This is a genomic window from Neorhizobium tunisiense (assembly GCF_039631515.1).
Classification (GTDB): domain Bacteria; phylum Pseudomonadota; class Alphaproteobacteria; order Rhizobiales; family Rhizobiaceae; genus Neorhizobium.
The window spans coordinates 276362-302271 of the sequence record NZ_JBDIUU010000001.1 but is presented as its reverse complement, the minus strand read 5'-3'; the positions used below and the strand labels follow the sequence as shown (position 1 = coordinate 302271).

21 protein-coding genes, 1 pseudogene and 1 riboswitch are annotated in these 25910 nt (G+C 62.3%); of the genes and pseudogenes, 14 read left to right on the top strand and 8 right to left on the bottom strand.

From position 1 onward, the window contains the following. Positions 1–260: 260 nt before the first annotated feature. Positions 261–2822 carry a methyl-accepting chemotaxis protein gene (locus ABCW43_RS01590; RefSeq protein ID WP_345921825.1) on the top strand — a complete coding sequence of 854 codons (2562 nt, stop codon included), beginning with the start codon at positions 261–263 and terminating at the stop codon, positions 2820–2822. A 12-nt stretch (positions 2823–2834) separates the two neighbouring features. On the opposite strand, the gene ABCW43_RS01585 is transcribed toward ABCW43_RS01590, so the two are convergent. Beyond that, positions 2835–3713 carry a LysR family transcriptional regulator gene (locus tag ABCW43_RS01585; protein WP_345921824.1) on the bottom strand — a complete coding sequence of 293 codons (879 nt, stop codon included), beginning with the start codon at positions 3711–3713 and terminating at the stop codon, positions 2835–2837. 129 nt (positions 3714–3842) lie between these two features. On the opposite strand from ABCW43_RS01585, the gene ABCW43_RS01580 reads away from it, so the two are divergent. After that, a complete protein-coding gene (locus ABCW43_RS01580; protein ID WP_345921823.1) occupies positions 3843–5189 on the top strand; it encodes a lactonase family protein in 1347 nt (448 codons plus the stop codon). A 48-nt stretch (positions 5190–5237) separates the two neighbouring features. On the opposite strand, the gene moaA is transcribed toward ABCW43_RS01580, so the two are convergent. Continuing rightward, positions 5238–6227, bottom strand: coding sequence for a GTP 3',8-cyclase MoaA (gene moaA, locus ABCW43_RS01575; RefSeq protein WP_345923300.1), 990 nt, complete (start codon positions 6225–6227; stop codon positions 5238–5240). 220 nt (positions 6228–6447) lie between these two features. Between moaA and ABCW43_RS01570 the strand changes: the two genes are divergently transcribed. Next, positions 6448–6822 (top strand): gamma-butyrobetaine hydroxylase family protein, encoded by a 375-nt coding sequence (locus ABCW43_RS01570; RefSeq protein WP_046636147.1) that lies wholly within the window; start codon positions 6448–6450, stop codon positions 6820–6822. Between the two features lie 7 nt (positions 6823–6829). On the opposite strand, the gene ABCW43_RS01565 is transcribed toward ABCW43_RS01570, so the two are convergent. Then, complete coding sequence (locus tag ABCW43_RS01565; RefSeq protein WP_345921822.1) at positions 6830–7309, bottom strand: MarR family winged helix-turn-helix transcriptional regulator; 480 nt, start codon at positions 7307–7309, stop codon at positions 6830–6832. A 47-nt stretch (positions 7310–7356) separates the two neighbouring features. Here ABCW43_RS01565 and ABCW43_RS01560 point away from each other — a divergent pair, with 47 nt between their 5' ends. The 3 genes from ABCW43_RS01560 to ABCW43_RS01550 all read left to right on the top strand — a co-directional run bounded on the left by ABCW43_RS01560 (position 7357) and on the right by ABCW43_RS01550 (position 9495). Further along, entirely contained in the window at positions 7357–8298 is a 942-nt protein-coding gene (locus tag ABCW43_RS01560; protein ID WP_345921821.1) for an alpha/beta fold hydrolase, read from the top strand. Between the two features lie 68 nt (positions 8299–8366). After that, positions 8367–8975: a pyridoxamine 5'-phosphate oxidase family protein gene (locus tag ABCW43_RS01555; protein WP_345921820.1), complete on the top strand. Its 609-nt coding sequence runs from the start codon at positions 8367–8369 to the stop codon at positions 8973–8975. 130 nt (positions 8976–9105) lie between these two features. Further along, positions 9106–9495, top strand: coding sequence for a hypothetical protein (locus ABCW43_RS01550; RefSeq protein ID WP_345921819.1), 390 nt, complete (start codon positions 9106–9108; stop codon positions 9493–9495). A gap of 209 nt (positions 9496–9704) precedes the next feature. On the opposite strand, the gene ABCW43_RS01545 is transcribed toward ABCW43_RS01550, so the two are convergent. After that, a complete protein-coding gene (locus tag ABCW43_RS01545) occupies positions 9705–10775 on the bottom strand; it encodes a GGDEF domain-containing protein (protein WP_345921818.1) in 1071 nt (356 codons plus the stop codon). Positions 10776–11067: 292 nt separating this feature from the next. Continuing rightward, positions 11068–12459 (bottom strand): class II fumarate hydratase, encoded by a 1392-nt coding sequence (gene fumC, locus ABCW43_RS01540; RefSeq protein WP_345921817.1) that lies wholly within the window; start codon positions 12457–12459, stop codon positions 11068–11070. Positions 12460–12840: 381 nt separating this feature from the next. On the opposite strand from fumC, the gene ABCW43_RS01535 reads away from it, so the two are divergent. Continuing rightward, positions 12841–14778, top strand: coding sequence for a L,D-transpeptidase family protein (locus tag ABCW43_RS01535; protein ID WP_445738884.1), 1938 nt, complete (start codon positions 12841–12843; stop codon positions 14776–14778). Positions 14779–14840: 62 nt separating this feature from the next. Here ABCW43_RS01535 and ABCW43_RS01530 read toward each other — a convergent pair whose 3' ends face one another. Next, positions 14841–15542 carry an HAD family hydrolase gene (locus tag ABCW43_RS01530; RefSeq protein WP_445738883.1) on the bottom strand — a complete coding sequence of 234 codons (702 nt, stop codon included), beginning with the start codon at positions 15540–15542 and terminating at the stop codon, positions 14841–14843. A gap of 205 nt (positions 15543–15747) precedes the next feature. Here ABCW43_RS01530 and rpiA point away from each other — a divergent pair, with 205 nt between their 5' ends. From rpiA to gor, 3 genes and pseudogenes are all read left to right on the top strand, one after another. After that, on the top strand, positions 15748–16443 hold the full coding sequence (gene rpiA / locus ABCW43_RS01525; RefSeq protein ID WP_345921816.1) for a ribose-5-phosphate isomerase RpiA: 696 nt from the start codon (positions 15748–15750) through the stop codon (positions 16441–16443). Positions 16444–16461: 18 nt separating this feature from the next. Then, a pseudogene (locus ABCW43_RS01520) lies at positions 16462–17040 on the top strand (DUF2059 domain-containing protein); the annotation flags it as partial. A 252-nt stretch (positions 17041–17292) separates the two neighbouring features. Further along, positions 17293–18681 carry a glutathione-disulfide reductase gene (gene gor, locus ABCW43_RS01515; RefSeq protein ID WP_345921814.1) on the top strand — a complete coding sequence of 463 codons (1389 nt, stop codon included), beginning with the start codon at positions 17293–17295 and terminating at the stop codon, positions 18679–18681. 24 nt (positions 18682–18705) lie between these two features. Here the strand turns inward: gor and ABCW43_RS01510 are convergent, their stop codons facing one another. Further along, on the bottom strand, positions 18706–20064 hold the full coding sequence (locus ABCW43_RS01510; RefSeq protein WP_345921813.1) for a pilus assembly protein TadG-related protein: 1359 nt from the start codon (positions 20062–20064) through the stop codon (positions 18706–18708). Between the two features lie 281 nt (positions 20065–20345). Between ABCW43_RS01510 and ABCW43_RS01505 the strand changes: the two genes are divergently transcribed. The 4 genes from ABCW43_RS01505 (at position 20346) to bluB (ending at position 25091) form a co-directional block, all read left to right on the top strand. Beyond that, a complete protein-coding gene (locus tag ABCW43_RS01505; RefSeq protein WP_345921812.1) occupies positions 20346–21719 on the top strand; it encodes a class II 3-deoxy-7-phosphoheptulonate synthase in 1374 nt (457 codons plus the stop codon). 152 nt (positions 21720–21871) lie between these two features. Next, a complete protein-coding gene (locus tag ABCW43_RS01500; protein ID WP_345921811.1) occupies positions 21872–22282 on the top strand; it encodes a GFA family protein in 411 nt (136 codons plus the stop codon). Between the two features lie 60 nt (positions 22283–22342). After that, the gene (locus tag ABCW43_RS01495) at positions 22343–24016 is read left to right on the top strand and encodes an NAD+ synthase (protein WP_345921810.1); all 1674 of its coding nucleotides are present in this window, start codon (positions 22343–22345) and stop codon (positions 24014–24016) included. A 119-nt stretch (positions 24017–24135) separates the two neighbouring features. Next, a riboswitch (cobalamin riboswitch) is annotated at positions 24136–24323 on the top strand. Between the two features lie 81 nt (positions 24324–24404). Beyond that, positions 24405–25091 carry a 5,6-dimethylbenzimidazole synthase gene (gene bluB, locus ABCW43_RS01490; protein ID WP_345921809.1) on the top strand — a complete coding sequence of 229 codons (687 nt, stop codon included), beginning with the start codon at positions 24405–24407 and terminating at the stop codon, positions 25089–25091. Here the strand turns inward: bluB and ABCW43_RS01485 are convergent, their stop codons facing one another. Then, entirely contained in the window at positions 25092–25832 is a 741-nt protein-coding gene (locus ABCW43_RS01485; protein WP_345921808.1) for a hypothetical protein, read from the bottom strand. Positions 25833–25910 lie beyond the last annotated feature (78 nt).

The window sequence follows — 25910 nt, the reverse complement described above, 5'->3', positions numbered from 1 at the left end:
TACCGGGTCTCTTAAAGCAACGGCTTACGCGTCGCCAGCCCGATTGCCTCCCGGGCGGTACTCTTTTGGATGGCGGCAGCAAGATCGGATATCCGACACTGTGTAACAATATGAATTGTAAGGGTCCCGAATTAACCGTTGTTCAACTCAATTTGACGATTGTGAAGGCCATTCATTCCCGCATGAAGCTGGAATCGTGCCGTTGCCGTTTCGCGAATGCGCTGACGCGAAGCCGCTTCTGGTTTGCAGTTGGGGGAAAAATGTCTTTCATCGATCGTCTTCTTCAGAGCCGCAGGATCGTCACCAAGGTCCTCCTGTTCGTCATCCCGCTGGTGCTTTTGATCGCCGGCGTCGGCCTGGCCGGTTATTATACCGCGAGCATGCTGAACGGCCATATGACGGTGACGCGTGCGACGATCGAGAACATCGGCGATTTCGAAAATCTCCAGGCGGTTCTCCAGGAATTCAACAGCAAGCCCGACAATGCATCGCTTACAGCACTCAAGGCGGCCATCGACAAGCAGGAGAGCGGCGTCCGTGTGCTCGGCGGGCTGCTCGTGACAGCCGGCGACCGAGAGCGCATCGCCGTGGTGACCGGGCTTGCGCCCAGGATGCGCGCCGATACGGACATGCTCTGGAAGATAAAGCAGAGGCGCGACGAAAACGCCGCAGCGCTCGACGACAGCATCGACAATGTCCGCACCGTCGCGACGGGGGTTTCCGATCAGGTTGCCAACGTCCGCAAGCAGTTCGAAGGCAAGGAAAAATTCGCAAAGGGCATGGTGCTGGAAGCTTATGCCTACAAGGCGATCGCCGAACAGATCGGCGAGCTTCGCAATTCCGTCAAGGAGACCGGTACCGACGACGGCGCGATCAGCACCGCCGACATGTATCTCGGCATTCTGGACAAGACCTTCCAGGAAGTTCAGGCCTTCCTCACCCCGAACGGTATCAAGCAGCTGAAGCCGATCAACGATGCGATCGCTGCTCTTGCTGCCACCATCAAGGGTAGTCAGGACGTTCCGGAAAAGGCAAAGGCCGTGCGTGACACCGTTTCCGGCATGGAGACGTTCCAGGCCAAGATGGAAGCGGAGGTCACCAGCAAGGCCGGCAACGCGGCCAGCCGTTTCGCCAGCATCGAGGGCGAAGTCGCGAGCCTGCGCACGCTCCTCGATCGCAGCGCTGAATCGCTGCGCCTCATCGACGCCATGCAGCTCTACGTCGAGCGGCTGCGCACCAACCAGACGGAGGACGCGCGCAAGGTCGTCCTCGACGTCATGGCAAAGCTGAAGGCTGCCAGCGCGGAAGTTTCCGAACTCGCCAGAAACCCGGCCATGCGCGACTTCTCGACCACGCTTCAGCCCCGCCTGAAGTCGATCGAGGAGGATACCGCCAAGCTTCTGTCCATCGCCGCAGAATGGAAAAAAGCCCGCGCCGCCGCCGGCGAAACTCTGACGGGCGGCATGGCCGGCCTCAAGAATTTCGTGGCCCAGGCCCAGGAGGTCGGCAAGGAAGACAGCGAGCGTTCCGCCCAGCTGTCGCTCGTGGCCATGGTGGTCGGTACGTTGCTTGCCATTGCCGGCGGCCTGATGCTGGTGGAAACGCTGCGCGGCCCGCTGCGTCGCGTCACCGAAGTGATGAAGCGGCTCGCCGACGGCGATCTCGAGGTCAAGATCGAAGGCCGCGAACGTGGCGACGAGATCGGCGACATGGTTCGCTCGGTCACCGTCTTCCGCGATGCCGCGGTCGAAAATGTCCGTCTCGAACAGGACGCCGCCGCAGCCCGAGAGCTCTCGACGGCCGAGTCCGAGCGCCGCGCCTCCGAGCGTGCCCGCATTGCCGGCGAACAGCGCCAGGCGCTGACCGCGCTCAACGACATGCTCGGCAAACTTGCCGAGGGCGACCTCGAGCGCAGCATGGACGAAAACCTGCCGGAAGACTTCATCGAGATGGCGCGCACCTATAACCAGGCTGTCGAGGCGCTCCGTGCCACGCTCGCCGACGTGCGCTCGACCGCGGAAGAAATCGACGGCGGCACCGGCAATCTCGCCGCCTCGGCCGACGATCTTGCCCGCCGCACGGAACAGCAGGCGGCAGCACTCGAACAGAGCTCGCGCGCACTGCGCCATCTGAGTGAGATCGTCCGCTCGACGGCCGAAAGCGCCAAGCAGACATCCGTCTCGGTCAACGAGACGGAAGATTTCGCGGTCCGCTCCGGCGAAGTCGTGTCCCGCGCCGTTGACGCCATGGGCGAGATCAGCCGTTCTTCCGAAAAGATCGCGACCATTATCGGCGTTATCGACGAGATCGCCTTCCAGACCAACCTGCTGGCACTGAATGCCGGCGTCGAGGCAGCTCGTGCCGGGGAGGCAGGCCGCGGCTTTGCGGTCGTTGCCCAGGAAGTCCGCGAACTGGCGCAGCGTTGCGCCGGTGCTGCCCGCGAAATCAAGGGCCTCATCTCGGCGAGCTCGACACAGGTCAGCAACGGCGTGCATCTCGTCGAGGAGACAGGTACGGCCCTCACCGAGATCATCACGCACATCACCGATGTCCGCAAACTGGTGTCCCAGATTTCGGCGGCCACCGGCGAGCAGTCGACGGGCATCAACGAAGTCACCAAGGCCGTGCAGGAAGTCGAGCTGATCACCCAGCGCAATGCGGCGATGGTCGAGGAAAACAATGCCGAGATCCATGGCCTGCGCCGGCGCGTGGAAATGTTGTCGGAAAAGATCGAACGCTTCAAGACGCGCGATCCGAACCTCAATTTCCAAGCCGGCGCCAACGAACGCCGGGGAGGCTTCCGCCGCAGCGACGCGGCCTGAGGCTCCGGACAGTCAGGCAAGCGCCGAGACCGTTTCGAGGAAGCGCTGCCCGATTGCGGAAAGCTGCGGTTTCAACCAGGACGCCGCCATCGGCAAGGATGGCGGCGTCGGCGTGACTGGCCGGAAAACGACGCCGGGACGCGGCAGGCGGGACAGGCCGCCTGTAACGAACCCCATTCCGACCCCTGCCGCCACCAGGCCTGCAAGTGTGGTCATGGGCGTAACCTCCTGCACGATGCGCGGGCTGAGGCCCTGATCCCGGAAGAGAGCGATGACCCTGTCGTAGATGCTCGGTCCGATGGAGCGGGGTGCGAGGAGGAAAGGTTCGTTGGCCAGGTCGGATATCCGGATCTCGGTTCGCATCGCAAGGGGGTGGCTTTCCGGCAATGCGAGCACCAGAGGCTCGGCCGGCAGATCATGGATCGCGAGTTCAGGATTGGCGAGCGGCGGATGCAGGACCGCCAGATCGATCGTCCCCGTCATCAGTGCGGTTTCCAGCGACGGGGAATTGAGCTCGACAAGCTCTATCTCGACCTGTGGATAGCGTTTCCGGAATGCCTGCACCGCTTCCGGCAGGATGCCGTAGAAGGCAATGACCGTGAAACCCAGCCGCAGCCGGCCGACTTCGCCACGAAAGGCTCGTAACGCCTGCTGCCGGGCGACGTCGGCATTTTCGATCGCCCGCCGGGCGGGTTCGAGGAACGCCTGGCCGGCCGGCGTCAGCGCGACGCTCCGGCGATCGCGCGCAAAGAGGTCCGTGCCGATCTCCAGCTCGAGGGCACGAATGCGCTGGCTGAGCGAGGGCTGGGTGAGGTGCATCCTCTCGGCCGCCCGGCGGAAATGCAATTCTTCGGCGACCGCCACGAAGCAGGCCATGGAGCGTATATCCATCGACATTCCTGATGTGTTTTGCCTATCACAGAGAATGGAATTCCGATTGGAACTCTATCAGAGTGGATCCTATCCTCCCTTCAGGCAATAGGCGGCAAATGTCGCCGCCTCTCGGAAGGAAAATGGATCATGAAGGCTTTGGTTTTTCTCGCGGGCACAGCCCTATCGTTGGCGACCGTGGCGCCCGGTACTGCTGCCGCACAATCGGCGGATATCCTGGGCGCGATCTCGGCCGGTCGGGTCGCCGTCATCTCCGACGGGGACTATCTGGCGCGCACCTATGCCGATTCCGTACTGGCTCCGAAGGAGGCCGGGCGCAGGGACCTGCTCACCATCCTTTCGATCACCGATGGCCGCGTGACGAGAGGTTCGCTCCCCATCTCGAACTCGGTGACGGCGGCGCCCGAAATCCTGGAACTGACGCCGGACGGGCGCACGGCCTTCGTGACCGAGCGATTGGGCGAGCGGCCGGATGGCGGCCGAACGGTCAGGGATCTGCCGCCCGGCAGGCGGCTGTTTGCCGTCGATCTCTCCGATCCATCGATGCCGAGGCTCGCCGATACGGTGGAGATCGGCAGCAATCCGGAGGCATTGGCCGTCAGCCCGGACGGACGGCGCGTGGCGGTCGTCTCCAATACCGCCGATGCGGCCCTGCTTCAGATCGTCGAATTTGCCCGTGGCCGCTTCGGCGAAGTCGCCCGCTTCGATCTGGCCGAACTCGGCATTTCCGGATCGGCGGACGCTCCGCGGGGCGGCGTGACGGCGACCAATGTCCAATGGCATCCTTCCGGGCGGTTTCTGGCGGCCAATATCAACACGCAGAACCGTGTCGCGTTCTTCGAATTTGCCGATAGCGACCAGGAGCCTGCCTTGCAGCCCTGGGGCAACGTCGTGGAGGTGGGCAGGGATCCCTTTGTCGGCCGCTTCACGCCGGATGGCCGCCACTATCTGACATCGAACTGGGGGCGCGATTTCACGGCGACCACCCTCGAAGGCCGCATCCCGAATGCGTCCTCCACCATGAGCGTGGTTCGGCTGGCGGATCCCGAGGCGCCCGAAGCCCGGCACGAGCGGTTGATGACAGTCGACACCGGCGTCTCGGCCGAAGGAATGGCGGTGAGCCCGGATGGCCGGCTGGTCGCGACGATCAACATGCGCGGAACGTCCTTTCCGCCCGGATCTGCGCGTCATGGCCGCGAGGCGGCCGTATCGCTTCTGACGTTCGATCCGGGCGCGGGCAGGCTGCACAAGGTTGGCGACTACACATTCGAGGGCGTATTGCCCGAAGGCGGAACCTTCGACCTGACGGGCGATCACTTGCTCGCAACCGTTTTTCAGGGACATGAAGGTGCAGGCCCCGAGGCCGGGGCAGGGCTCGAGGTCTTCAGGGTGATCAAGGGCGATACGCCGTCGCTGCAACGGATCGGGCGGGTGGCTTTGCCGCACGGAGTGCACCATGTCGATATATCGCGATGATCCCCGGCGGCAGCGGTCGCCGCTGCGATCCTGACGTCGGCGCGGATATCACCCGCCGGTGACGCTCATGTGGCGAGCGACGGCGGGGCGTTTGTGGGTACGGTCGATGATGAAGTCGTGGCCCTTGGGCTTGCGGGTGATCGCCTCGTCGATCGCGGCCGAGAGATAGTCGTCGTTCTCCGAGGCGCGCAGTGCCGTGCGCAGGTCCGCCGCGTCGTTCTGGCCGAGGCACATGTAGAGCGTGCCGGTGCAGGTGAGGCGCACACGGTTGCAGCTCTCGCAGAAATTATGGGTCATCGGCGTGATGAAGCCCAAGCGGCCGCCGGTTTCCTTCACCTCGACATAGCGGGCAGGGCCGCCGGTCTTGTAGGGGATCTCGGTCAGGGTGAACTGTTCTTCGAGATCGGCGCGCAGCTTGGAGAGCGGCAGATACTGGTCGGTACGGTCCTCGTCGATCTCGCCCATCGGCATGGTCTCGATCACCGTCATATCCATGCCGCGGCCATGCGCGAAACGCAGCATGTCGGCGATCTCGAATTCGTTGAAATCCTTCAGCGCCACGGCATTCAGCTTGATCTTCAGCCCGGCCTTCTGGGCGGCATCGATGCCTTCCATGACCTTGTGAAAGTCGCCCCAGCGGGTGATCGCCTTGAACTTTTCCGGGTTCAGCGTGTCGAGCGAGACGTTGATCCGGCGCACGCCGCTGTCATAAAGCTCGTCGGCGTATTTCGCGAGCTGGGAGCCGTTGGTGGTCAGCGTCAGTTCGTCGAGAGCGCCAGCCTTCACGTGCTGGCCGAGCTCGCGCACCAGGAACATGATGTTCTTGCGCACCAGCGGCTCGCCGCCGGTAAGGCGGATCTTGCGGACACCCTTGGAAATGAAGGCGGAACAGAGCCGGTTGAGCTCTTCCAGCGTCAGCAGGTCCCTTTTCGGCAGAAAAGTCATGTTTTCCGCCATGCAATAGGTGCAGCGGAAATCGCAGCGGTCGGTGACCGAGACGCGCAGATAGGTGACCGCGCGGCCGAACGGATCGATCATCGGCGCCTTGTCGGCGATAATGGGCGCTGCACCTGCGACCGGTCCTGCAAAACTGTTCACGTGATAATCTCCCTTACCCCGAAAGTGGGGGCTTCGAGCCTTGGCGTCAAGTATACGACAGTTGGTCTGGATGAACAGGCCGGCCATAAAACTGCTTGCGGCGAAACGTCGTAGCTCATAATCCTCCGCCAGGCATATGACAATCGGGAGCCTGAAAAGCATGAGCGACATCTGGCCGACGGAACTGCGGGTTTCCAAGGACCGCCACACGCTGAATGTTACCTTCAGCGACGGCGCGGCTTTTCCATTGCCGGCCGAAACGATGCGCGTGCTCTCGCCTTCGGCGGAAGTGCAGGGCCATGGTCCCGGCCAGAAGGTCACTGTGCCCGGCAAGCGCAATGTCGGCATCGCGGCGATCACGCCGGCCGGCAATTACGCGGTGCGAATCCGCTTCGACGATGGCCATGACAGCGGCATCTTCACCTGGCCATACCTGCGCGAACTCGGCGAGCGCGGAGCCGAACTGTTTGCCGACTATGAGCGAGATCTCGCCGAAAAGGGCCTCTCCCGCGATCCGCCGCAGAGAACGCGGTAAGCGTTGATCAGGCCGGTTCGCGGCTGTCCTCGCGGATTTCCGATTGCAGGGTGACGATCAGTCGTTCCATGGACTCCGCCATTGCCATGCATTGATCCAGCGGCTCGGAGGAGAGCGTCCGCTCGATCAGCGCCGTCTGGATGCCCATCGCCGCTTCCGTTACAGAGCGGCCTTCTGCGGTCAGGTAGAGGCGCAGCACGCGCTTGTCCTGCTTGTCGCCGCGCCGTTCGATCAGCCCGCGCTTTTCCATCAGCGGCAGCGCCATGCTCATGTTGGAGCGCCCCACCAGCAGCTTGCGGGCAAGCTCCTGCTGCGAGATCCCCTCGAACCGGTAGAGATTGATCAGGATATCGAGATGCGGCGGCTTGATGTCGAGTTCGGTGAGCTCGCGGGTCAGCACGGTTTGCATCAACTGGCAGGCGCGCGCGACGGCAATCCAACTGCGAAAACGCGGATGATCCCAGGGGAGGGATTGATTTTTGTTCATCGTTGTACTTTATTGTTCAGCATTGAACATTTTCGGATTTTCACACTATGCCATCCTTTGCACTCAAGGTCACCCGTTTCGGATTTGCTGTTGTGGGGCGGCCTTTGCCCCGAACCGCTGCCAGGCTCGCCTTTAGGCTCTTCTGCCTGACGCCCTCGCGCCGTGCCAAGGGCGAAAAGGCGAGGGCGATGGAGAACGAGGGAAGGGCCCGGCTCTCGGCCGCCCAGAAGATCCCGCTTGCCGTCGGAAGATCGACCGTGATGGCCTATCGCTTCAACGGCGACGGCAAGCCCGGCCGGCCGCGTTACCTGGTCGTGCACGGCTGGGGCTCCAGTGCCGCTTATATCGCTGCCCTGCCGGCGGGTCTTGCCGAAACCGGAGCCGAGGTCGTGGTGCTCGATTTTCCAGGCCACGGGCTTTCCAGCGGCCGCAGCCTCAACATGCGCCAGGCCGTCGAGGCGATCGTTGCGGCGGAGAAGCGGTTCGGCCATTTCGATGCGGCCGTGGGCCATTCGTTCGGCGGGGCGAGCATGATGCTCGCCGCCGGCGGGGTGATGCAGGAGGCCGGCGCGATCTCCCCCTCGAAGCTGGTGGTGATCGGCGCACCGAGCCATATCCATTGGCTGTTCGATGATTTTTCGCGGATGGTCGGCCTGCCGCCGCGCGTCAAGGTGCAGCTGATCCGGCGGGCGGAGAAGGTAGCCGGCGCCTCGCTCGACGACTTCGATACGGTTGCGAGCGCCGCGCGGCTCGGAACGCCCCTGCTGGTCGTGCATGCCGAGGAGGACAAGGAGGTTGCTGCCGACCACGCCCGGCGCTTCGAGGGGCTCGCCACGGCAAGGCTCGAATGGGCAAATGGCCTCGGGCATCGCCGCATCGTCAGTGATCGCGGCGTGATCAGGACGATTGCCGGCTTCCTGGCGGATGATGGCCGTCCGATGCGCGGGACCTCCGCCGTCGGAAATCCCGGCGACGACGCGGCTGCTTGATCCACAGGGGACGTCATCATAGTGTCGCCCGCGCGGGCTAAGGCCCGCCGATATCGAAAGGGCGAGCCATGACCATCATCACATCCGTCGAGGAACTGAAGGCGATCTATGACGGTGTCTCGGAAGCTTCGCTCGCCAAGGTAACGAAGACGCTGACCCCGGAATACCGGCAGATGATCGAAGCCTCGCCTTTCGTCGCATTCGCGACCGTCGGGCCGGAAGGGCTGGACTGCTCGCCGCGCGGCGATCTTGGCGGCGCGGTGCGTATCCAGGACGAAGCGACGTTGCTTCTGCCCGACTGGCGCGGCAACAACCGCATCGATTCGCTGATCAATATCGTCCGCGACCCGCGCGTGGCGCTGATGTTTCTGGTCCCCGGCTCGACGACGACGATGCGCATCAACGGTCGCGCTGTCGTCTCCGTGGACCCTGCGCTGCTCGGCAGCTTCGAGATGGATGGCCGGCATCCGCGCAGCGTCACGGTCATCGCCATCAACGAGGTCTATTTCCAATGCGCCCGCGCACTGATGCGGGCAGAGCTCTGGAACCCGGAACATTTCGTCGATCCCAAGAGCCTGCCGACGCCCGGCACGCTTCTGAAGGCCGCCAAGGCCGATTTCGACAAGGAAACTTACGACCGCGAATGGCCGGAGCGCGCCGCCAGGACCATGTGGTAGTTTGGTACGACATTCGGTCGGCTGTTCGGCGAAAAGTGGAAAAGGGTTGCCAGGTGTCCGGATGGACATTTCCGGCAGCCGGGGCGACAATCGAAATGGCCCGCCGATGGGGACGGGCACGGGGGATTTGATGAAGTTTGGAACCGGCCTTGCGGCGGTGATCGTGGCCGCGACGATGTTCGGCGCCCATGCGGTGCGGGCCGACCAGTTGATCGAGGAATACAACGCCTTCATCGGCGAGGACGACCTCTACAATTCCAATAATGTGCGCCTGCAGGAGCCCTGGCAGATCATCCGCCAGGACCGCGCCAATTTTCACCGCTTCGGCGTCTCGCAGCGCGGCGACCAGAGCGACAGCTTCTTCGACGATGCAGGCAATCGCGAACTGGTGGAGCGCATGATCAGCCGCGGCACCATCGATCGCGGCGCCCGCAGCGCCATTCTTCGCGGAAATGTCATGATCAACGTGCAGATTTTCCGTGGTCCCCGTGGCGACTACGTCAATGTCCTGGTCCGCTAGCGGGTTTCGTCCTTCAGGCGGCATCCGTGGTGCCGCCGGTCCTCTTCTGCAGCCCGGGTTTTCTGCAGCCCGGGTGACACCGCGCGAATTGCTCCTGGGGGAGAAGATCGCGGCCCTCGCGAAGCCTATCCCGAGATGATCGACGCGAGCCGCGACCGCAGGCTGATCATGAAGGACGCAGGCGTCTCGACCTGCGGCCCAGGGAAGATCTACTTCCTGTAGATCAGCCAGCTCTTGCCGACATAATCCTTCTTCATGCCGTCATCAAAGAAGACCGAGCGGTTCCTGCCGGAATTCTTGGCATTGTAGAGGGCCGTATCGGCATTGGCGTAGAGTTCGCCGGGATCGCTCGCCTGCGAGCCCATCGCAAAACCGAGAGAGATGGTGACCGGGCCGTAGTCGATGCCGGAGCGCGAATTGCGGAAGATGCGGGTTTCGAGCGCCCGGCGAATCCGCTCGCAAATGATCATCACCTCTTCCGGCGTATTGCCTTCGACGATGATCGCGAATTCCTCGCCCCCGGAGCGGGCGACGAAGACATCCTTGCGGACGTTCGAGCGGATCACGGAAGCAACCGTTGCGAGGATCTTGTCGCCGACCGGATGGCCGTAGCTGTCGTTGATCTTCTTGAAGTTGTCGATATCGGCCAGCACCAGCGCGGTGACCGGCAGGAGGGCCGTATTGTCGTAAGTCACCGCAAGGCGCTCGTCGAAGGCGCGGCGGTTGGCGATCCGGGTCAGCGAGTCAGTGTTGGCGATACGCTTGTATTCATCGAGTTCCCGGCGAACCTGGTCCATTTCCTGGCTGCGCTGGACGACGCCGCCCACGGTCGTTTCGCCATGCGCCATGGTGCTGCCCGTCGCCTCGCTCAGGAGCGCCAGCGCGCTGGTCAGCAGGTCGTTCGAAAAATTACTCTTGGAGTTGATCCGCTGAGCGGTTTCGCCAAGCAGTTTGCCATAGCTTTCGAGCGAGCTCTGTTCCTGACGCAACAGTTTCAGGAGCGCGTCGAGTTCGCCAAGAAGCCTGGTATGGGCGTCTTCGATGACCGCCACCTGTCCGGTTCCAAGATAGCGATGCGAAAGTGCGTCCAGCTCCTCCTGTGTGGCACGGCTTCCGAGCGCCGCCAGATCGCGGGTCAGGTCGGGATTGGAACCGATATAGGCCTCGTAAAAAAGCTGATAATTGCGAGGGATCGGCGCGACCCCCATCGATCGCACCGCATAGATGATCTGGCCGATCAGATCGCTAGATTGCGCTCTCGGCGCCGCTGCCGTCGTCATCGACGATCCCCACTAGGTCCCACCTGTATGCTATGAAATGAAGTAGTATGTGAAAAATGTTCGAAAAGAATTAAGGGGTACGAGATGAAGAGCTTGTTCTTAAATTTATTTCGCATTTCTGAAATACCCGTTTTTCCCTCAAAATTACTGGGTTTACAGACTTCGATCCCGAAAAGTTATTCACCGGCAGAATGTTGATATATTGTCGGAATTAACCCGTCTGGGCTAACCGAAAGAGAAAGCCCGCCTTTCGGAAGGCGGGCTTGCTCGTTATATTGTCAGGCGGATCGGCTTATTTAGGGCCGATCATGTTTTCGGGGCGGACATACTGGTCGAACTCCTCGTTCGTCAGGTATCCGCCGCCCACCGCTTCTTCGCGCAGCGTCGTGCCGTTCTTGTGCGCGGTCTTGGCGATCTTGGCGCAGATGTCGTAGCCGAGCCTCGTGTTAAGGGCGGTGACGAGCATCAGGGAGTTTTCGACGCCGCGTCTGATATTGTCTTCCCGGGCCTCGATGCCGACCACGCAATTGTCGGTGAAGGAGACAGCAGCGTCGCCGAGCAGCTGCACCGACTGCAGGAAATTATAGGCCATCATCGGATTGTAGACGTTGAGTTCGAAATGGCCCTGGCTGCCGGCGAAGGTGAGCGCCGCATGGTTGCCGAAGATGTGGGCGCAGACCTGGGTGAGCGCTTCCGACTGGGTCGGGTTGACCTTGCCCGGCATGATCGACGAACCCGGCTCGTTTTCCGGCAGCGACAGCTCGCCAAGGCCGGCACGCGGGCCGGAGCCGAGGAAACGGATGTCGTTGGCGATCTTGAAGAGAGCGGCGGCGGCGGCGTTGATCGCGCCATGCGCAAAAACCATCGAGTCGTGCGAGGCGAGTGCTTCGAACTTGTTGGGAGCCGTGACGAACGGCAGGCCGGTGATCTTCGAGATCTCCTCGGCGACCTTTTCGGCAAAGCCGACCGGGGCGTTGAGGCCGGTACCGACCGCCGTGCCGCCCTGGGCGAGCTTGGAAAGCGCCGGCAGCGTCAGTTCGATATTGGCGATCGCCGAGCCGACCTGCGCCGCATAACCGGAAAATTCCTGGCCGAGCGTCAGCGGGGTGGCGTCCTGCGTATGGGTGCGGCCGATCTTGATGATGTGGGAGAAGGCCTTGACTTTCACTTCCAGCGCTTCGTGCAGGTGCTTCAGCGACGGGATCAGGTGGCGCACGATGATCTCGACGCAGGCGATGTGCATGGCCGTCGGATAGGTATCGTTCGACGACTGGCTCATGTTGACGTGGTCGTTCGGGTGCACGGGCTTCTTGGAGCCCATCACGCCGCCGAGCATTTCGATCGCGCGGTTGGAGATCACCTCGTTGGCGTTCATGTTCGACTGGGTGCCGGAGCCGGTCTGCCAGACGACCAGCGGGAAATGGTCGTCGAGCTTGCCGTCGATGACTTCCTGGGCCGCGTCGATGATCGCCTTACCGAGGCCGGCGTCGAGGCCGGCGAGTTCCATGTTGGCGCGGGCGGCGGCCTGCTTGACGATGCCGAGCGCACGCACGACGGGAAGCGGCTGCTTTTCCCAACCGATCTTGAAGTTGCCGAGCGAGCGCTGCGCCTGGGCGCCCCAATACCGGTCGCTCGCAACTTCGATCGGGCCAAACGTATCGGTTTCGGTGCGGGTCGATGCCATCTTCGCTGCCTCTTTTTGCTCGTGGTCGCTGCCGGTGTCTTGCAAGATCAACAACGCGTTACCGCGTCGGGGCCGGCCGGCGGCATTACTATACGATTGGTGGATGTCCGCAAGTCGCCGAAACAGGCTTTTTAGTACGCTTTCGTCGTGCCTTTTATGACACGGACCGCGGAATTATATAGGGAAATCCACTCTCCGGTTGGGTGCTTGTTGGCCGCCGTCAGTAAAAATTTAACGAATAGTTTCTTAACCTTCCGGCTGCGCACCGATGCTGTTTCCGGCGGAGCCGAAACCCGCCGGTCACTCGGGCGTTTCTTTCCATCCCTCACGTGATCGGTTAGATGGCGTGATACATATTCGAGCCCGCGGATCAAGACGCGGATGCAGGTGACGGGGACGACATTGCAGCACAAACACAAAAAAACTTCGATCGCATTGGCGCTCGTCTCCGGCATCTCGATGTTTACCGGTGCGGCCGTTCCCGCCCATGCCGTGACACTTCTCGACCTCCTGCGCGGCGGTCCGGGCGCAGAACGTGCAGGACGCGCCGATAACGGCCTGCCGGGCGTCGGCGGCAATTCCGGCATGCCGACCGAGCGAAGCCTCGCCGATCCCGAGCCGCTGCCGAAAGTCTCCGGTCCTCGATATTACACCTACAAGCCGGATGCCGAGCGGGCTGTAAAAACGGCCGGCTTTGCTGCAGCCTCCGCGACCGACGGCACGCGCCTCCTCACCGAGGCGCGTGTTTCGGCACCGGCGGAAATCGCGACGGCTCTCGAAGCCTTCTACAGCAAGGCCGCGGAGCCTTTGTGGGTTTCCGGAGGCGACGTCAATGAGAAGGCGAGGGGCGTGCTGTCGCTCTTCGAGCGGGCCGGCGAATACGGTCTCGAACCGGCTGACTACATCCTTCCGGTCCCGGCTCTGACCACGGCAAGCGTCGCGGCGCCGACGGATTCTGCGACCCCCATCAATGTCTCCGCAACGACATCAGCGCCGGTTTCCGCCGCCGACAGCCACGATCGCGCGCTGATGCAGTTCGAGCTGGCGCTCTCGGAAAAGGTGCTGACGTTCGCGCAGGACATGATGCGCGGCCGCATCGACCCGAACAAGCTGTCCGGTTTCCACGACTTCAAGCGCAAGGACGTCAAGCTCTCGCTCGTCCTGTCTTTCGCCCAGACCGGCACGGACGTCGCGGCCTATCTTGAAGGCCTGGCACCACAGGGATCTCAATTCCAGGCGCTGAAGGCCGAGCTTGCAACGCTGCGCGCGGCAGCCGCCAACGACGGTCCGCAGATCTCGCTGCCGAGCGACATTCTCCTGAAGCCGGGCAAGAGCAGCGCGGATATGGCGAACATCATCGCCGCCATCCAGCATACCGGTTCGGAAGCGCTGAAGACCAAGCATGCGGCGACGCTGACGGCCTACCAGCAGACCCCCGACTACACGCCGGAGCTCGTCGACGTCGTCAAATCCTTCCAGGCGGAAGTGGGCCTCAAGGCCGACGGCGTCATCGGCAATGCGACGGTGCGCAAGATGGTCGGGCATACGTCGAAGGACAAGATCGAGAAGGTCGAAGTCGCGATGGAACAGGCGCGCTGGCTGCCGGACGATCTCGGCCAGCGTTACGTCTTCATCAACCAGCCGGCCTTCATGGTCTATTATCACGACCGTGGTGCCGAACAGTTTTCGATGCGCGTCGTGGTCGGCAGCAAGTCCAACCAGACCTATTTCTTCCAGGACGAAATCGAAACGGTCGAGTTCAATCCCTATTGGGGCGTGCCGCAGTCGATCATCATCAACGAGATGCTGCCGCATCTGCGCCAGGATCCGAGCTATCTCGATCGGCTGGGATACGAGGTCTCGATCGGCGGCAGGGCGGTTCCGTCGAGCAGCGTCAACTGGTTCGGCTCCACCGAGAAGATCTCCGTGCGCCAGCCGCCGTCGGGTGACAACGCGCTCGGCGACCTGAAGATCCTGTTCCCGAACAGCCACGCGATCTACATGCACGACACGCCCTCGAAGAGCTTCTTCCAGCGCGACATGCGGGCGCTGAGCCACGGCTGCGTGCGGCTCGCGGAACCGCGCAAGATGGCGGCCGCCGTACTCGGCACGACGATCGACGACGTGAACGGACGGATCGCCGCCGGCCAGAACGTCGCAGCCAAGGTGCCGGTCAGGATCCCGGTCTACGTCGCCTACTTCACCGCCTGGCCGAACAAGGACGGCAAGGTCGAGTATTTCGACGACGTCTATGGCCGCGACGATGCGACGGCCAAGGCTTTTGCCGCGACGACCAAGGTCCGCGCAGCCCAGAGTTAAGATCAGCTTTTGGGCTGAAACGAGTTTCGGATTGCAGAAGAAGGCGGCCTCGTGCCGCCTTCTTATTTGGCCGCCGTCAGCCGCTTCACGTCGGCGGAAATCAGCGTTTCCACCATCTCCAAGGTCAGCTCGTCATAACCGCAGATCACCCGATCCGGGTTGAGCATGTCGACCGCGACGTCGGAATAACCGAAGGTCACGGCGACCGAGGCAATGCCGGCATTCTGTGCAGCAAGGATGTCGTTGACGCTGTCGCCGATCATGATACTCGTCGCGGGATCGCCGCCGGCCCGTTCGATGGTACCGAAAATATGCCGGGCATCCGGCTTGCGGACGGCGAAGGTATCGCCGCAGGTCATCGCGACGAAGCGATCCAGAAGGCCGAGCTTTTCGAGAAGCGGGAAGGCGAGCCGTTCGGACTTGTTGGTGCAGACCGCGAGCCGCATGCCGGCCGCCGAGAGGCGGTCGAGACACGCGACGACGCCGTCATAGGGGCGGCTTCTGCCCGGCATCTGCGCCTCGTAGTGCTCCATATAGCGGTCGAACAGCCTTGCCGCCGTCGGCTCGTCGAGCGGAACCCGGCGAAGTTCGAAGGCGCGGCGGATCATCACGCGTACGCCCTGGCCGACGAGATGGGTGAGGTCCTCGAAGGTCACCGGCTGGAGGCCGATGTCCTCGATCGTATAATTGAGGCTGTCGATAAGATCCGGTGCGGTGTCGATCAACGTGCCGTCGAGGTCGAAAATGACGAGTGGAGCGATCAATGGAACCTCGTGAACGTCGTTCGGGAGATGCCCCGGATTAAGCAATGCTGCCGTGAAATGCAAATATGCGAGATTCGCCCACCTTCGTAAAACCCATAGCTACCTAAAACCCGGGGCTTCGTAAAACCCGCCGCGAGGGGACTTTCGTTTGGCGGGAGAGGCGTGTACACAGCGGGTCGGCGAAAACAGCGGGAGCTTTTGGCGGATGGACGCCCGGGAAATGAAAGTCAAGGCGGCGCAGGCGGCACTGGCCTATGTCGAGGACGGCATGAGGCTGGGCATCGGCACCGGTTCGACGGCGGACGAATTCGTCAGGCTACTCGCCGAAAAGGTCCACGGCGGCTTCAAGGTCGAAGGCGTGCCGACATCCGAGCGTACCGCGAGGCTCTGCGTCGAGCTCGGTGTCCCGCTGAAATCGCTCGACGAGCTTCCGGAGCTTGATCTGACGGTCGACGGTGCCGACGAAGTCGATGCCAACCTGACCCTGATCAAGGGCGGCGGCGGCGCGTTGTTGCGCGAGAAGATCGTCGCCGCGGCGTCTGCCCGCATGATCGTGATTGCCGACGAAAGCAAGCTGGTCGATATGCTCGGAGCCTATCCGCTGCCGATCGAGATCAATCCCTTCGGCCAGACGGCGACGCAGATTGCCATCGAAAAGGCCGCTTCCCGGTTAGGATTGACCGGTGAGTTGAAGCTGCGCAAATCGGGGGCTGAAGTCTTCACGACAGATGGCGGCCACTACATTTTCGACGCATCTTTTGGCCGCATTCCTGATGCAGACGCACTGTCGGCGGAGCTTAATTTCATTCCCGGTGTCGTGGAACACGGGCTGTTCATTCATATGGCGTCCTTAGCGATCATTGCCGGTAAGGCTGGAGCGCGGACGCTTGAGGCGAAGTAAACTAGGAGCAACCAACTCATGATCAGATTCGCGCTTCTCGGCCGTGCCGCCGCTGTGGCCATCCTCTTCTCCGGCGCCTTCACGGTATCGGCTCGCGCGCAGGAAGTTTCGGAAGCCCAACTTGCCGCTGCGCGCAACGCGATCTCAGCACTCAACGTCACGGATCGCTACGACAATATCCTGCCCAACCTGGCAGAGCGTCTGAAGGCCCAGTTCATCCAGGCCTCTCCGAACTTCCAGGGCCAGATCTCCAACGTCGTCGATGAGCAGGCAATCGCGCTTGCGCCGCGCCGTGCCGATCTGGAAAGGGAAGCCGCGACGATCTACGCCAAGAGCTTCTCCATCGATGAACTGAAGTCGATTTCCACCTTCTTCAACACGGATACCGGCAAGAAGCTCTTGACCAACCAGCCGCTCGTCAGCCGTGAATTGACCAAGGCCGCTGAAATCTGGGCAAACGGGATTTCCCGCGACCTGACCAACCAGAGCTCAGAAAAGCTGCGCGGCATCATCGACGCAAACCCGATCCAGGCGCCGGTCGTCGATCCGGCTCCGGCTGAAGCACAGGCTGCCGCACCCGCACCGGCCAAGCCTGCTACTCCGCCGGCCCCGGCCAAGCCCGCTGCTGCGCCTGCGGCCAAGCCCGCTGCTCCGGCCGCCACCGCTCCGGCAAAGCCCGCCGCTCCGGCTGCCAAGCCTGCTCCGGCCCCGGCGCCCGCACCGAAGCCCTGATAGCATCGTTGATCTGTCGATTTTTAAGGAAGCCCGGAGCAATCCGGGCTTTTCCTTTTGGGCCTCTCATCCCTATATGTGAGCCACATCCAGCCGCCTGCTCTCAAGGAGAATATTATGACCGCCTATGACTATGATCTCTTCGTGATTGGCGGCGGATCGGGCGGCGTGAGGGCCGGGCGCGTGGCGGCATCGCTTGGCAAGCGGGTGGCGATCGCTGAGGAATATCGTTTCGGTGGCACCTGCGTCATTCGCGGCTGCGTGCCGAAGAAGCTTTTCGTCTATGCATCGCAATATCACGAGCATTTCGAGGACGCGGTCGGTTACGGCTGGGAGGTCGGAGCAAGCACGTTCGACTGGAAGAAGCTGATCGCCGCCAAGGATAGGGAGATCGCCCGCCTCGAAGGCCTTTATCGGAAGGGTCTTGAAAACAACGGCGCGGAAATCCTCGAGACCCGCGCCGAGCTGGTCGATGCGCATACGATCCGGCTCGTGAAGACCGGCAAGACGGTGACCGCCGAAAAGATCGTCATCGCGACCGGCGGCGCGCCCAACCCGCATGCGGCGCTGCCCGGCCACGAGCTCTGCATCTCATCCAACGAAGCCTTCGACCTGCCGGAACTGCCGCGCTCCATCCTGATCGCCGGCGGCGGCTACATCGCTGTCGAATTCGCAAACATCTTCCACGGCCTCGGCGTCGACGTGACGCTGATCTATCGCGGCAAGGAGATCCTCTCGCGCTTCGACCACGACATGCGCCAGGGCCTGCACAAGGCGATGGTCGAGAAGGGCATCCGCATCGTGCTGACGGATGTGATCGAGGAGGTCACCAAGGCGCCGGCCGGCGGGCTTGTTGCCAGGACAATGAGCGGCGAAACGATCGCTGTCGACACCATCATGCTGGCGCTCGGACGCGATCCGAATACCAGGGGGCTGGGCCTGGAGGCCGCCGGTGTCGAGATGAACGAGCGTGGTGCCATCGTCGTCGACAGATATTCCCGCACCAGCGTGCCGCATATCTATGCGCTCGGCGATGTCACCGACCGGGTACAGCTGACGCCCGTGGCGATCCACGAGGCGATGTGCTTCATCGAAACCGAATACAAGGGTAATCCGACCGCTCCCGACCACGACCTGATCGCCACCGCCGTCTTCTCGCAGCCGGAGATCGGCACGGTCGGGCTGTCGGAAGAGGAGGCCGCCAAGCGCTATCCGGAGATCGAGGTCTACCGCGCCGAATTCCGGCCGATGAAGGCGACGCTTTCGGGACGGGCCGAGAAGATGATCATGAAGCTGGTCGTCGACGCGGCAAGCCGTAAGGTGGTCGGAGCCCACATTCTCGGCCATGACGCCGGCGAAATGGCGCAGCTTCTCGGTATTTCGCTGAAGGCCGGCGTCACCAAGGATGATTTCGACCGCACCATGGCCGTCCATCCGACGGCAGCGGAAGAGCTGGTCACCATGTACAATCCGAGCTACCGGGTGAAGAATGGCGAGCGCGTCTGACGCGCTCCCGGCTTCGGCGCTGGGCTAGCTTGTGATGCGCGGCGCGCTGACGATCTTGTGGAAAAGGGTATTCATGGCGTCCGCGATGCCCTGCTCGAGCGAGACCTCGAAGAAATAACCGGGGCTCGCGCATTCCTTCATCTTCGTAGAAATGCTGTCATCGAACGGCTCTACCCACCTTTTCCAAAAGTCATTGCTGTGTAGCGGCAGATAGGTGGTGTAGAGCACCGCAATACGGATGTTCTTTTCCTTCAGTTTCTGACAGAATTTTGTATCGATAGGCTCGATACAACGGCCTGCTGTGTTCGTCACCAGACCTTTCTCGCTGGTGCAACCGTTCGGTTTGTAGCTATCGCCTACACCGTCGGCCACCAGGAAAACAATCTTCTGGCGGTCGGCCTTACTCGTGCCGTTTCCCGGTAGGCCATACGCTGGTTTACTGAGGATCTCATCCCCAATGCGCGTCAGAGCGTCATCAAAGCTGGTTTGTTGATCGCTGTTGTAGTTCTGCTTTGGAATGCTCATCAGCTTGATCTTTTCAGTAGCTTCACCGACCGTAGTGAGGTTTTCGTTCAGTTCGGCGACCTTGAAGAGCTTTGCGTCCTGCGCCCGTTCCCCGAAGGTGTAGGCCGCCATACGAAACTGGCCGGGCACGGTCTGCGTATCCGTTGCCGTTTTCATCAAAGTTTCCGTTGCTTCGGCGACGACATCGATACGAATGGGGATGCGGTTCTGCTTGGCGACGTTGTAATAGCTGTTTGGATCTTCTTTTCCGTCCTCGAAAACGATATGGCAGGCAAAGGCGCACTCTTTGTTGTTGCCCTTGCTATCACCGTTGCGAGTTGCGTATTTCATGTCGTCGATGGCCTTCGAGTTGGCCCCGACGCCCATGGACGGCGTGTTGTCGAGCAGCATGTAGAAGTCGAGGAATGACGGCGTCTGGTACTGCGCGGTGGCCTGGCCGGAAACAGTGATGTCGTCCTTGCCGAGGATCGTCATGAAAGTGGTGGGCAAAGTGGCGCTGAACGATACGCGCGAGGTCAGGATGCCGTTGTTCTTCGCGACCGCGATATCGACATTGACCGGCAGGGAGGAAAGCTCGCCGGACATCTGACCGAGGAAGATGCTTCGGGCCTCGGCCGGATCGAGCGCCACGCTCCCATCCCCCGGCAGTTGCATCGCCTGGGCGACGGCCTTTGATTTCTCGGCAATGGCGCCGACGGCGGCCGCATCGGCTGCGCCCACGAGTTGCTGCTTGACGGTGAGCGCATAGCCGAAATCAAGCGCCATGCCGGCTGTTCCAATCAGCGGAACCAACAGAAAGGCGGTCATGACGCCGAAATTGCCGCGGCGATCCTTCCAGAAACGTGTCATCGGATGCATCGCCTGCTCCCCAGCAAGAAAACCCTGCGCGAAACGTCGCGCAAATTCGTGAAATTGTGGCTAAGAACGGGACTAAAATTCACGCCATGTCCTGAATTCACACTGCATGCGATCCGATCGGATGCGGCGTCAGCTTGATATTCGTGGCATATCGCGGGGGACGAGCCGGCGGTGAAAGCAGGCAAAACGGCTATGCAACGGGGCTGTTAAGGTCTATAAGCCGCCTCGATTTTAAAGACTTGCCCGGCAGAGGATGGCCGAGGCTGAAACAGGTGAGCGAGATGGCACAGAACTGGACCCCGAGCAGTTGGCGGCAAAAACCGATCCAGCAGGTCCCTGAATTTCCGGACAAGGCCGCGCTGGCGGCGACTGAGGCTCAGCTCGCGACCTTTCCGCCGCTCGTGTTCGCCGGTGAAGCCCGCCGCCTGAAGAAGCAGCTCGCAAGCGTCGCGGAAGGCAATGCCTTCCTGCTGCAGGGCGGCGACTGCGCAGAAAGCTTCGTCGAACACGGTGCGGACAATATCCGCGACTTTTTCCGTTCGTTCCTGCAGATGGCCGTCGTCCTGACCTATGGCGCCCAGCTTCCGGTCGTCAAGGTCGGCCGTATCGCCGGCCAGTTTGCCAAGCCGCGTTCGTCGAATGTCGAGGTGCAGGGAGGCGTCGAACTGCCGTCCTACCGCGGCGATATCATCAACGGCATCGAGTTTTCGCCGGAGTCGCGCATTCCCGATCCGGAACGCCAGATGATGGCCTATCGCCAGTCTGCTGCGACGCTCAACCTTTTGCGCGCCTTTGCGATGGGCGGCTACGCCAATCTCGAAAACGTCCACAAGTGGATGCTCGGCTTCGTCAAGGACAGCCCCCAGGGCGAACGCTACCGCAAGCTCGCCGACCGCATCAGCGAGACCATGGACTTCATGACCGCGATCGGCATCACCGCCGAAAACCAGCCGAGCCTGCGCGAGACGGACTTCTTCACCAGCCATGAGGCGCTGCTTCTCGGCTACGAAGAAGCCTTCACCCGCGTCGACTCCACGTCCGGCGACTGGTACGCGACGTCCGGCCACATGCTGTGGATCGGCGACCGCACCCGCCAGCTCGACCACGCGCATGTCGAATATTTCCGCGGCATCAAGAACCCGATCGGTCTCAAATGCGGCCCGTCGCTGCAGGCCGACAACCTGATCGAGCTCATCGACGCGCTGAACCCGGCGAACGAAGCCGGGCGCCTGACGCTGATCTGCCGTTTCGGTCATGACAAGGTTGCCGAGAGCCTGCCCAAGCTGATCCGCGCTGTCGAGCGCGAGGGCAAAAAGGTCGTCTGGTCCTGCGACCCAATGCACGGCAACACGATCACGCTCAACAACTACAAGACCCGGCCGTTCGAGCGGATCCTGTCGGAAGTCGAAAGTTTCTTCCAGATCCACCGTGCGGAAGGCACCCATCCGGGCGGCATCCATATCGAGATGACCGGCAAGGACGTCACCGAATGCACCGGCGGCGCTCGTGCCGTCACGGCCGGCGACCTGCAGGACCGTTACCACACCCATTGCGACCCGCGTCTCAACGCCGACCAGGCGCTGGAGTTGGCCTTCCTGCTCGCCGAGCGGATGAAGAGCGGCCGCGACGAGAAGCGGATGGTCGTCAACGGCTGAACCGCCACACACGATGGCTGAAAATCGGAGAAGGCCGGCGGTGACGCTGGCCTTTTTATTATTATTTCCTTTGATGGCATGATCAGCCGAATAGATTTGACCCCGCGGCCCGCGCTCGCGACACTGCGTCTTGCTTTCGTCGGGGATGTTGCATGGAGCAGAAAAACAGCGGTCGTTGCCTGTGCGGCGCGATCCGGTTTGAGACGGTCGGTCCGTTGCGGACGATCACGGCCTGTCATTGTTCGCAATGCCGCCGCCAGACCGGGCTCTATTATGCGGCCACCAGCGTGTGCGTCGAGAACATGACGCTTCAAGGCGAGGACAGGCTCAGCTGGTATCGTGCCAGCGACGAAGCGCGGCGCGGCTTCTGCTCGCAATGCGGCTCGGCGCTGTTCTGGCAGGCGGAGGGCGCGCAGAGCATTTCGATCCTGGCGGGCGCCTTCGACCAGCCGAGCGGGCTTGTCATGGGCGAGCATATCTATTGCGCCGAGAAGGCGGATTTCTATGAATTGCCCGAGGACGACGTGCCGCATTATCCGGGCGATCGTCCTGCATCCGCCTGACGGACAAAAAACTCTCGCAACGACGTTGCCGCCGCCTGCGGCTGACGCTAAATCGGTACCATGACCCAGGACATCAGCCAGACTTTCCGTATCGCCGTCGCGCAGCTCAACCCGACCGTCGGCGATATCGCCGGCAATCTGGCGTTGGCCCGAGAAGCCCGAAGAGATGCTGCCCGCGAGGAGGCGGATCTCATCCTGTTTACGGAGCTCTTCCTGTCCGGTTATCCGCCGGAAGACCTTGTCCTGAAACCGGCTTTCCTGAAGGCCTGCCTGAAGGCGGTGGAGGAGCTTGCTGCCGATACGGCGGATGGTGGCCCCGGTGTCATCATCGGATTTCCCCGCCAGGGCGAGGAAGGCCGGCACAACTCGATCGCCGTGCTCGACGGTGGCAGGGTGATCGCCGTGCGCGACAAGATCGACCTGCCGAACTATGGCGAGTTCGATGAGAAGCGCGTCTTTATCGCCGGCGAGATGCCCGGACCGGTGAATTTTCGCGGCGTCCGGCTCGGCATCCCGATCTGCGAGGATATCTGGGGCGATCTCGGCGTCTGCGAGACGCTGTCGGAAAGCGGTGCGGAAATCCTGCTCGTGCCGAACGGCTCGCCCTACTATCGCGGCAAGGTGGATATCCGCCACCAGGTCGTGCTGAAACAGGTGATCGAGACCGGCCTGCCGATGATCTACGCGGCCCAGCTCGGCGGCCAGGACGAACTGGTCTTCGACGGCGCCAGCTTCGCCTTCAATGTGGACAAGTCGCTCGCCTTCCAGATGAGCCAGTTCGAGCCGGCCGTTGCCGTCACCGAGTGGAGACGAATTGGCGAGACCTGGCATTGTGCACGCGGCCCGATGGCGCGCATTCCGGAAAAGGAGGAGGCGGATTACCGCGCCTGCCTGCTCGGCTTCCGCGATTACGTCAACAAGAACGGTTTCAAGTCGGTCGTGCTCGGCCTGTCCGGCGGTATCGACAGCGCCATCTGCGCGGCGATCGCCGTCGATGCGCTCGGCGAGGAGAGGGTGCGCACCGTGATGCTGCCCTATCGCTATACATCCGAGGATTCGCTGAAGGACGCGGCCGATTGCGCCAGGGCGCTCGGCTGCCGTTACGATATCGTCCAGATCGCCGAGCCGGTGGATGGTTTTTCGTCGGCGCTGGCCGAGCTGTTCGAGGGAACCGAGGAGGGCATCACCGAGGAGAACCTCCAGAGCCGCGCGCGCGGCACGATCCTGATGGCGATCTCCAACAAGTTCGGCTCGATGGTGGTGACGACCGGCAACAAGTCGGAAATGTCGGTCGGTTACGCGACCCTCTACGGCGACATGAACGGCGGCTTCAATCCGATCAAGGACCTCTACAAGATGCAGGTCTATGCGCTGGCCGCCTGGCGCAACCAACACCTGCCGCCGACGGCTCTCGGCCCGAGCGGCGAGGTGATCCCGAAGAACATCATCTCAAAGGCGCCATCCGCGGAACTGAGGCCCAACCAGACCGACCAGGACTCGCTGCCGCCCTATCCGGTGCTCGACGACATTCTCGAGTGCCTCGTCGAGTTGGAGATGGGCACCGAGGAGATTATCGCCCGCGGCCACGACATCGCGACCGTTCACCGCATCGAGCACCTTCTCTATCTCGCCGAATACAAGCGGCGCCAATCGGCGCCGGGCGTCAAAATCACCAAGAAGAATTTCGGCCGCGACCGGCGTTACCCGATCACCAACCGTTTCCGCGATCGGTAGGAGAGGGATCATGGCCCCGCGCAGATCGAGGCGCCCAACTGGTCACCCGCAGCAGTGAATTCGCCTAGGTGCGCTATTTCGCCGTCGCATGAGCGTCTTGCGCCGGGGATTGGGTAAGGGCATAACCGATCCTGTCAGGTGCCGGCCAAAAGCCGGAGAATCGGGAATCCGGGGTGGATCCGGAACGTGCCCAACGCTGTGAGGTGGACGCCCGGCCGCAGGAATTTAGCCACTGGGAAACCGGGAAGGCTGCGGCGGGAAGCGGACGAAGCCAAGTCAGAAGACCGGCCTGACACGATAGACCGAACCCGCGCGGACGGCGGAAAGGTTTCGGACCTCTCCTTGCTTTCGAAAGGTTGGGGAGCGACGGCATTGTTGGGGATAAACGATGCGACCTGACCCTTTCGCGCATGCCTTGCTGCCTGCCGGTGAATTTTCGAAGGCCGATCGTGCGGCCGTCTACAAGGCGATCGAGACGCGACGCGACGTGCGCGACCAGTTCCTGCCCGATCCGTTGCCGGACGACTTGGTAAAGCGGCTGCTTGGCGCCGCGCATGCAGCCCCCTCGGTCGGTTTCATGCAACCGTGGAATTTCATCCTCATCCGAGACCAGGCGGTGCGGGAGGCAGCGTGGGCCGCCTTTTCGCGCGCCAATGACGAAGCGGAGGCAATGTTTGCGGAGGAAAGCCGTGATTTGTACCGCAGCCTCAAGCTCGAAGGCATCCGCAAGGCACCGCTGTCGATCTGCGTCACCTGTGATCCGGATCGCGCAGGCCCGGTCGTGCTCGGCCGCACCCACAATCCGCGCATGGACGCCTATTCGACCGTCTGCGCCGTGCAGAACCTCTGGCTTGCTGCCAGGGCCGAAGGCGTCGGCGTCGGCTGGGTCAGCATTTTTCGCGACGAGGACGTGCGCGGGCTGCTGGGCATTCCCGACCGCATCGAGATCGTCGCCTGGCTCTGCCTCGGTTATGTCGACCGGCTCTATGGCGAGCCGGAGCTGGCGCTCAAGGGCTGGCGCCAGCGCCTGACCCTGGACGAACTGATCTTTGAGGACCGATGGGAAAACCGCTGACTATTGCTGCGGCTGCGGTCCTGCCGATTGCGGATTGCTGAGATCGATACTCTCATCGGGCAGGAAGGTCGGCCCGACGGTGCGCACCTTCTTGTTCGGATCGTAGGCTCGCTCCGGTGGCGGTGTGAGCACTGGCCGCTGGACTGCGGCCTGCGGCGGATGCGTCTGCAATTTGGTGATCCCGGAATAGGGCTCCTCCTGCCTGGGCAGCTCGATCCCCGGCACCTTTCGGCGGTCGTCGACGACAGGCGGCAGAGGCTCGAAAGAGGGGATGCAGCGCTGTTCGCGAATGGCGGCGAGAATGGCATTGCGCTCTTCCGAGGGCAGGATCATCTGCCGCGAACTGTTCCGTTCCGCTGCCAGCGCGTCGCGGCTCTGCTCCATTCTGTCCAGCGCATCCCGCATCTGGCCGCAGACCTCGGCATTCGGGCCGCCCAGAACCACGACGCTGCCGTTGCCGCAGCCGGCGCGGCGCATGTCGATCCTGAGCTCCCGGATATCGGCATTGTATTCGCCGAGTTGCTGGGCATAGCTGCGCGCCACGGAGGTGCTGCCGATGATCTGCGGGCTGTTTCCAAGTTTCCGGTAGAGTGCCGCACAAACGGCGGGGTCCCCCGCAAGCGCTGCGGCCGGCAGAAAAAACAGAGGTATGGTCAGCAGGCCGCGAAGCGGTATCGGCAATTCCGGCATCCTCTCCAGAGTGGAGATGGCATCATGGAACGTTCCGGTTGACAATCTCATAAAGTCGCCGGCATCGCCCTCAAAAATCGGGGCAATACCCGGCGCAGGTCATTTCTGCAGCAGGGAGTTCGAGCCCTG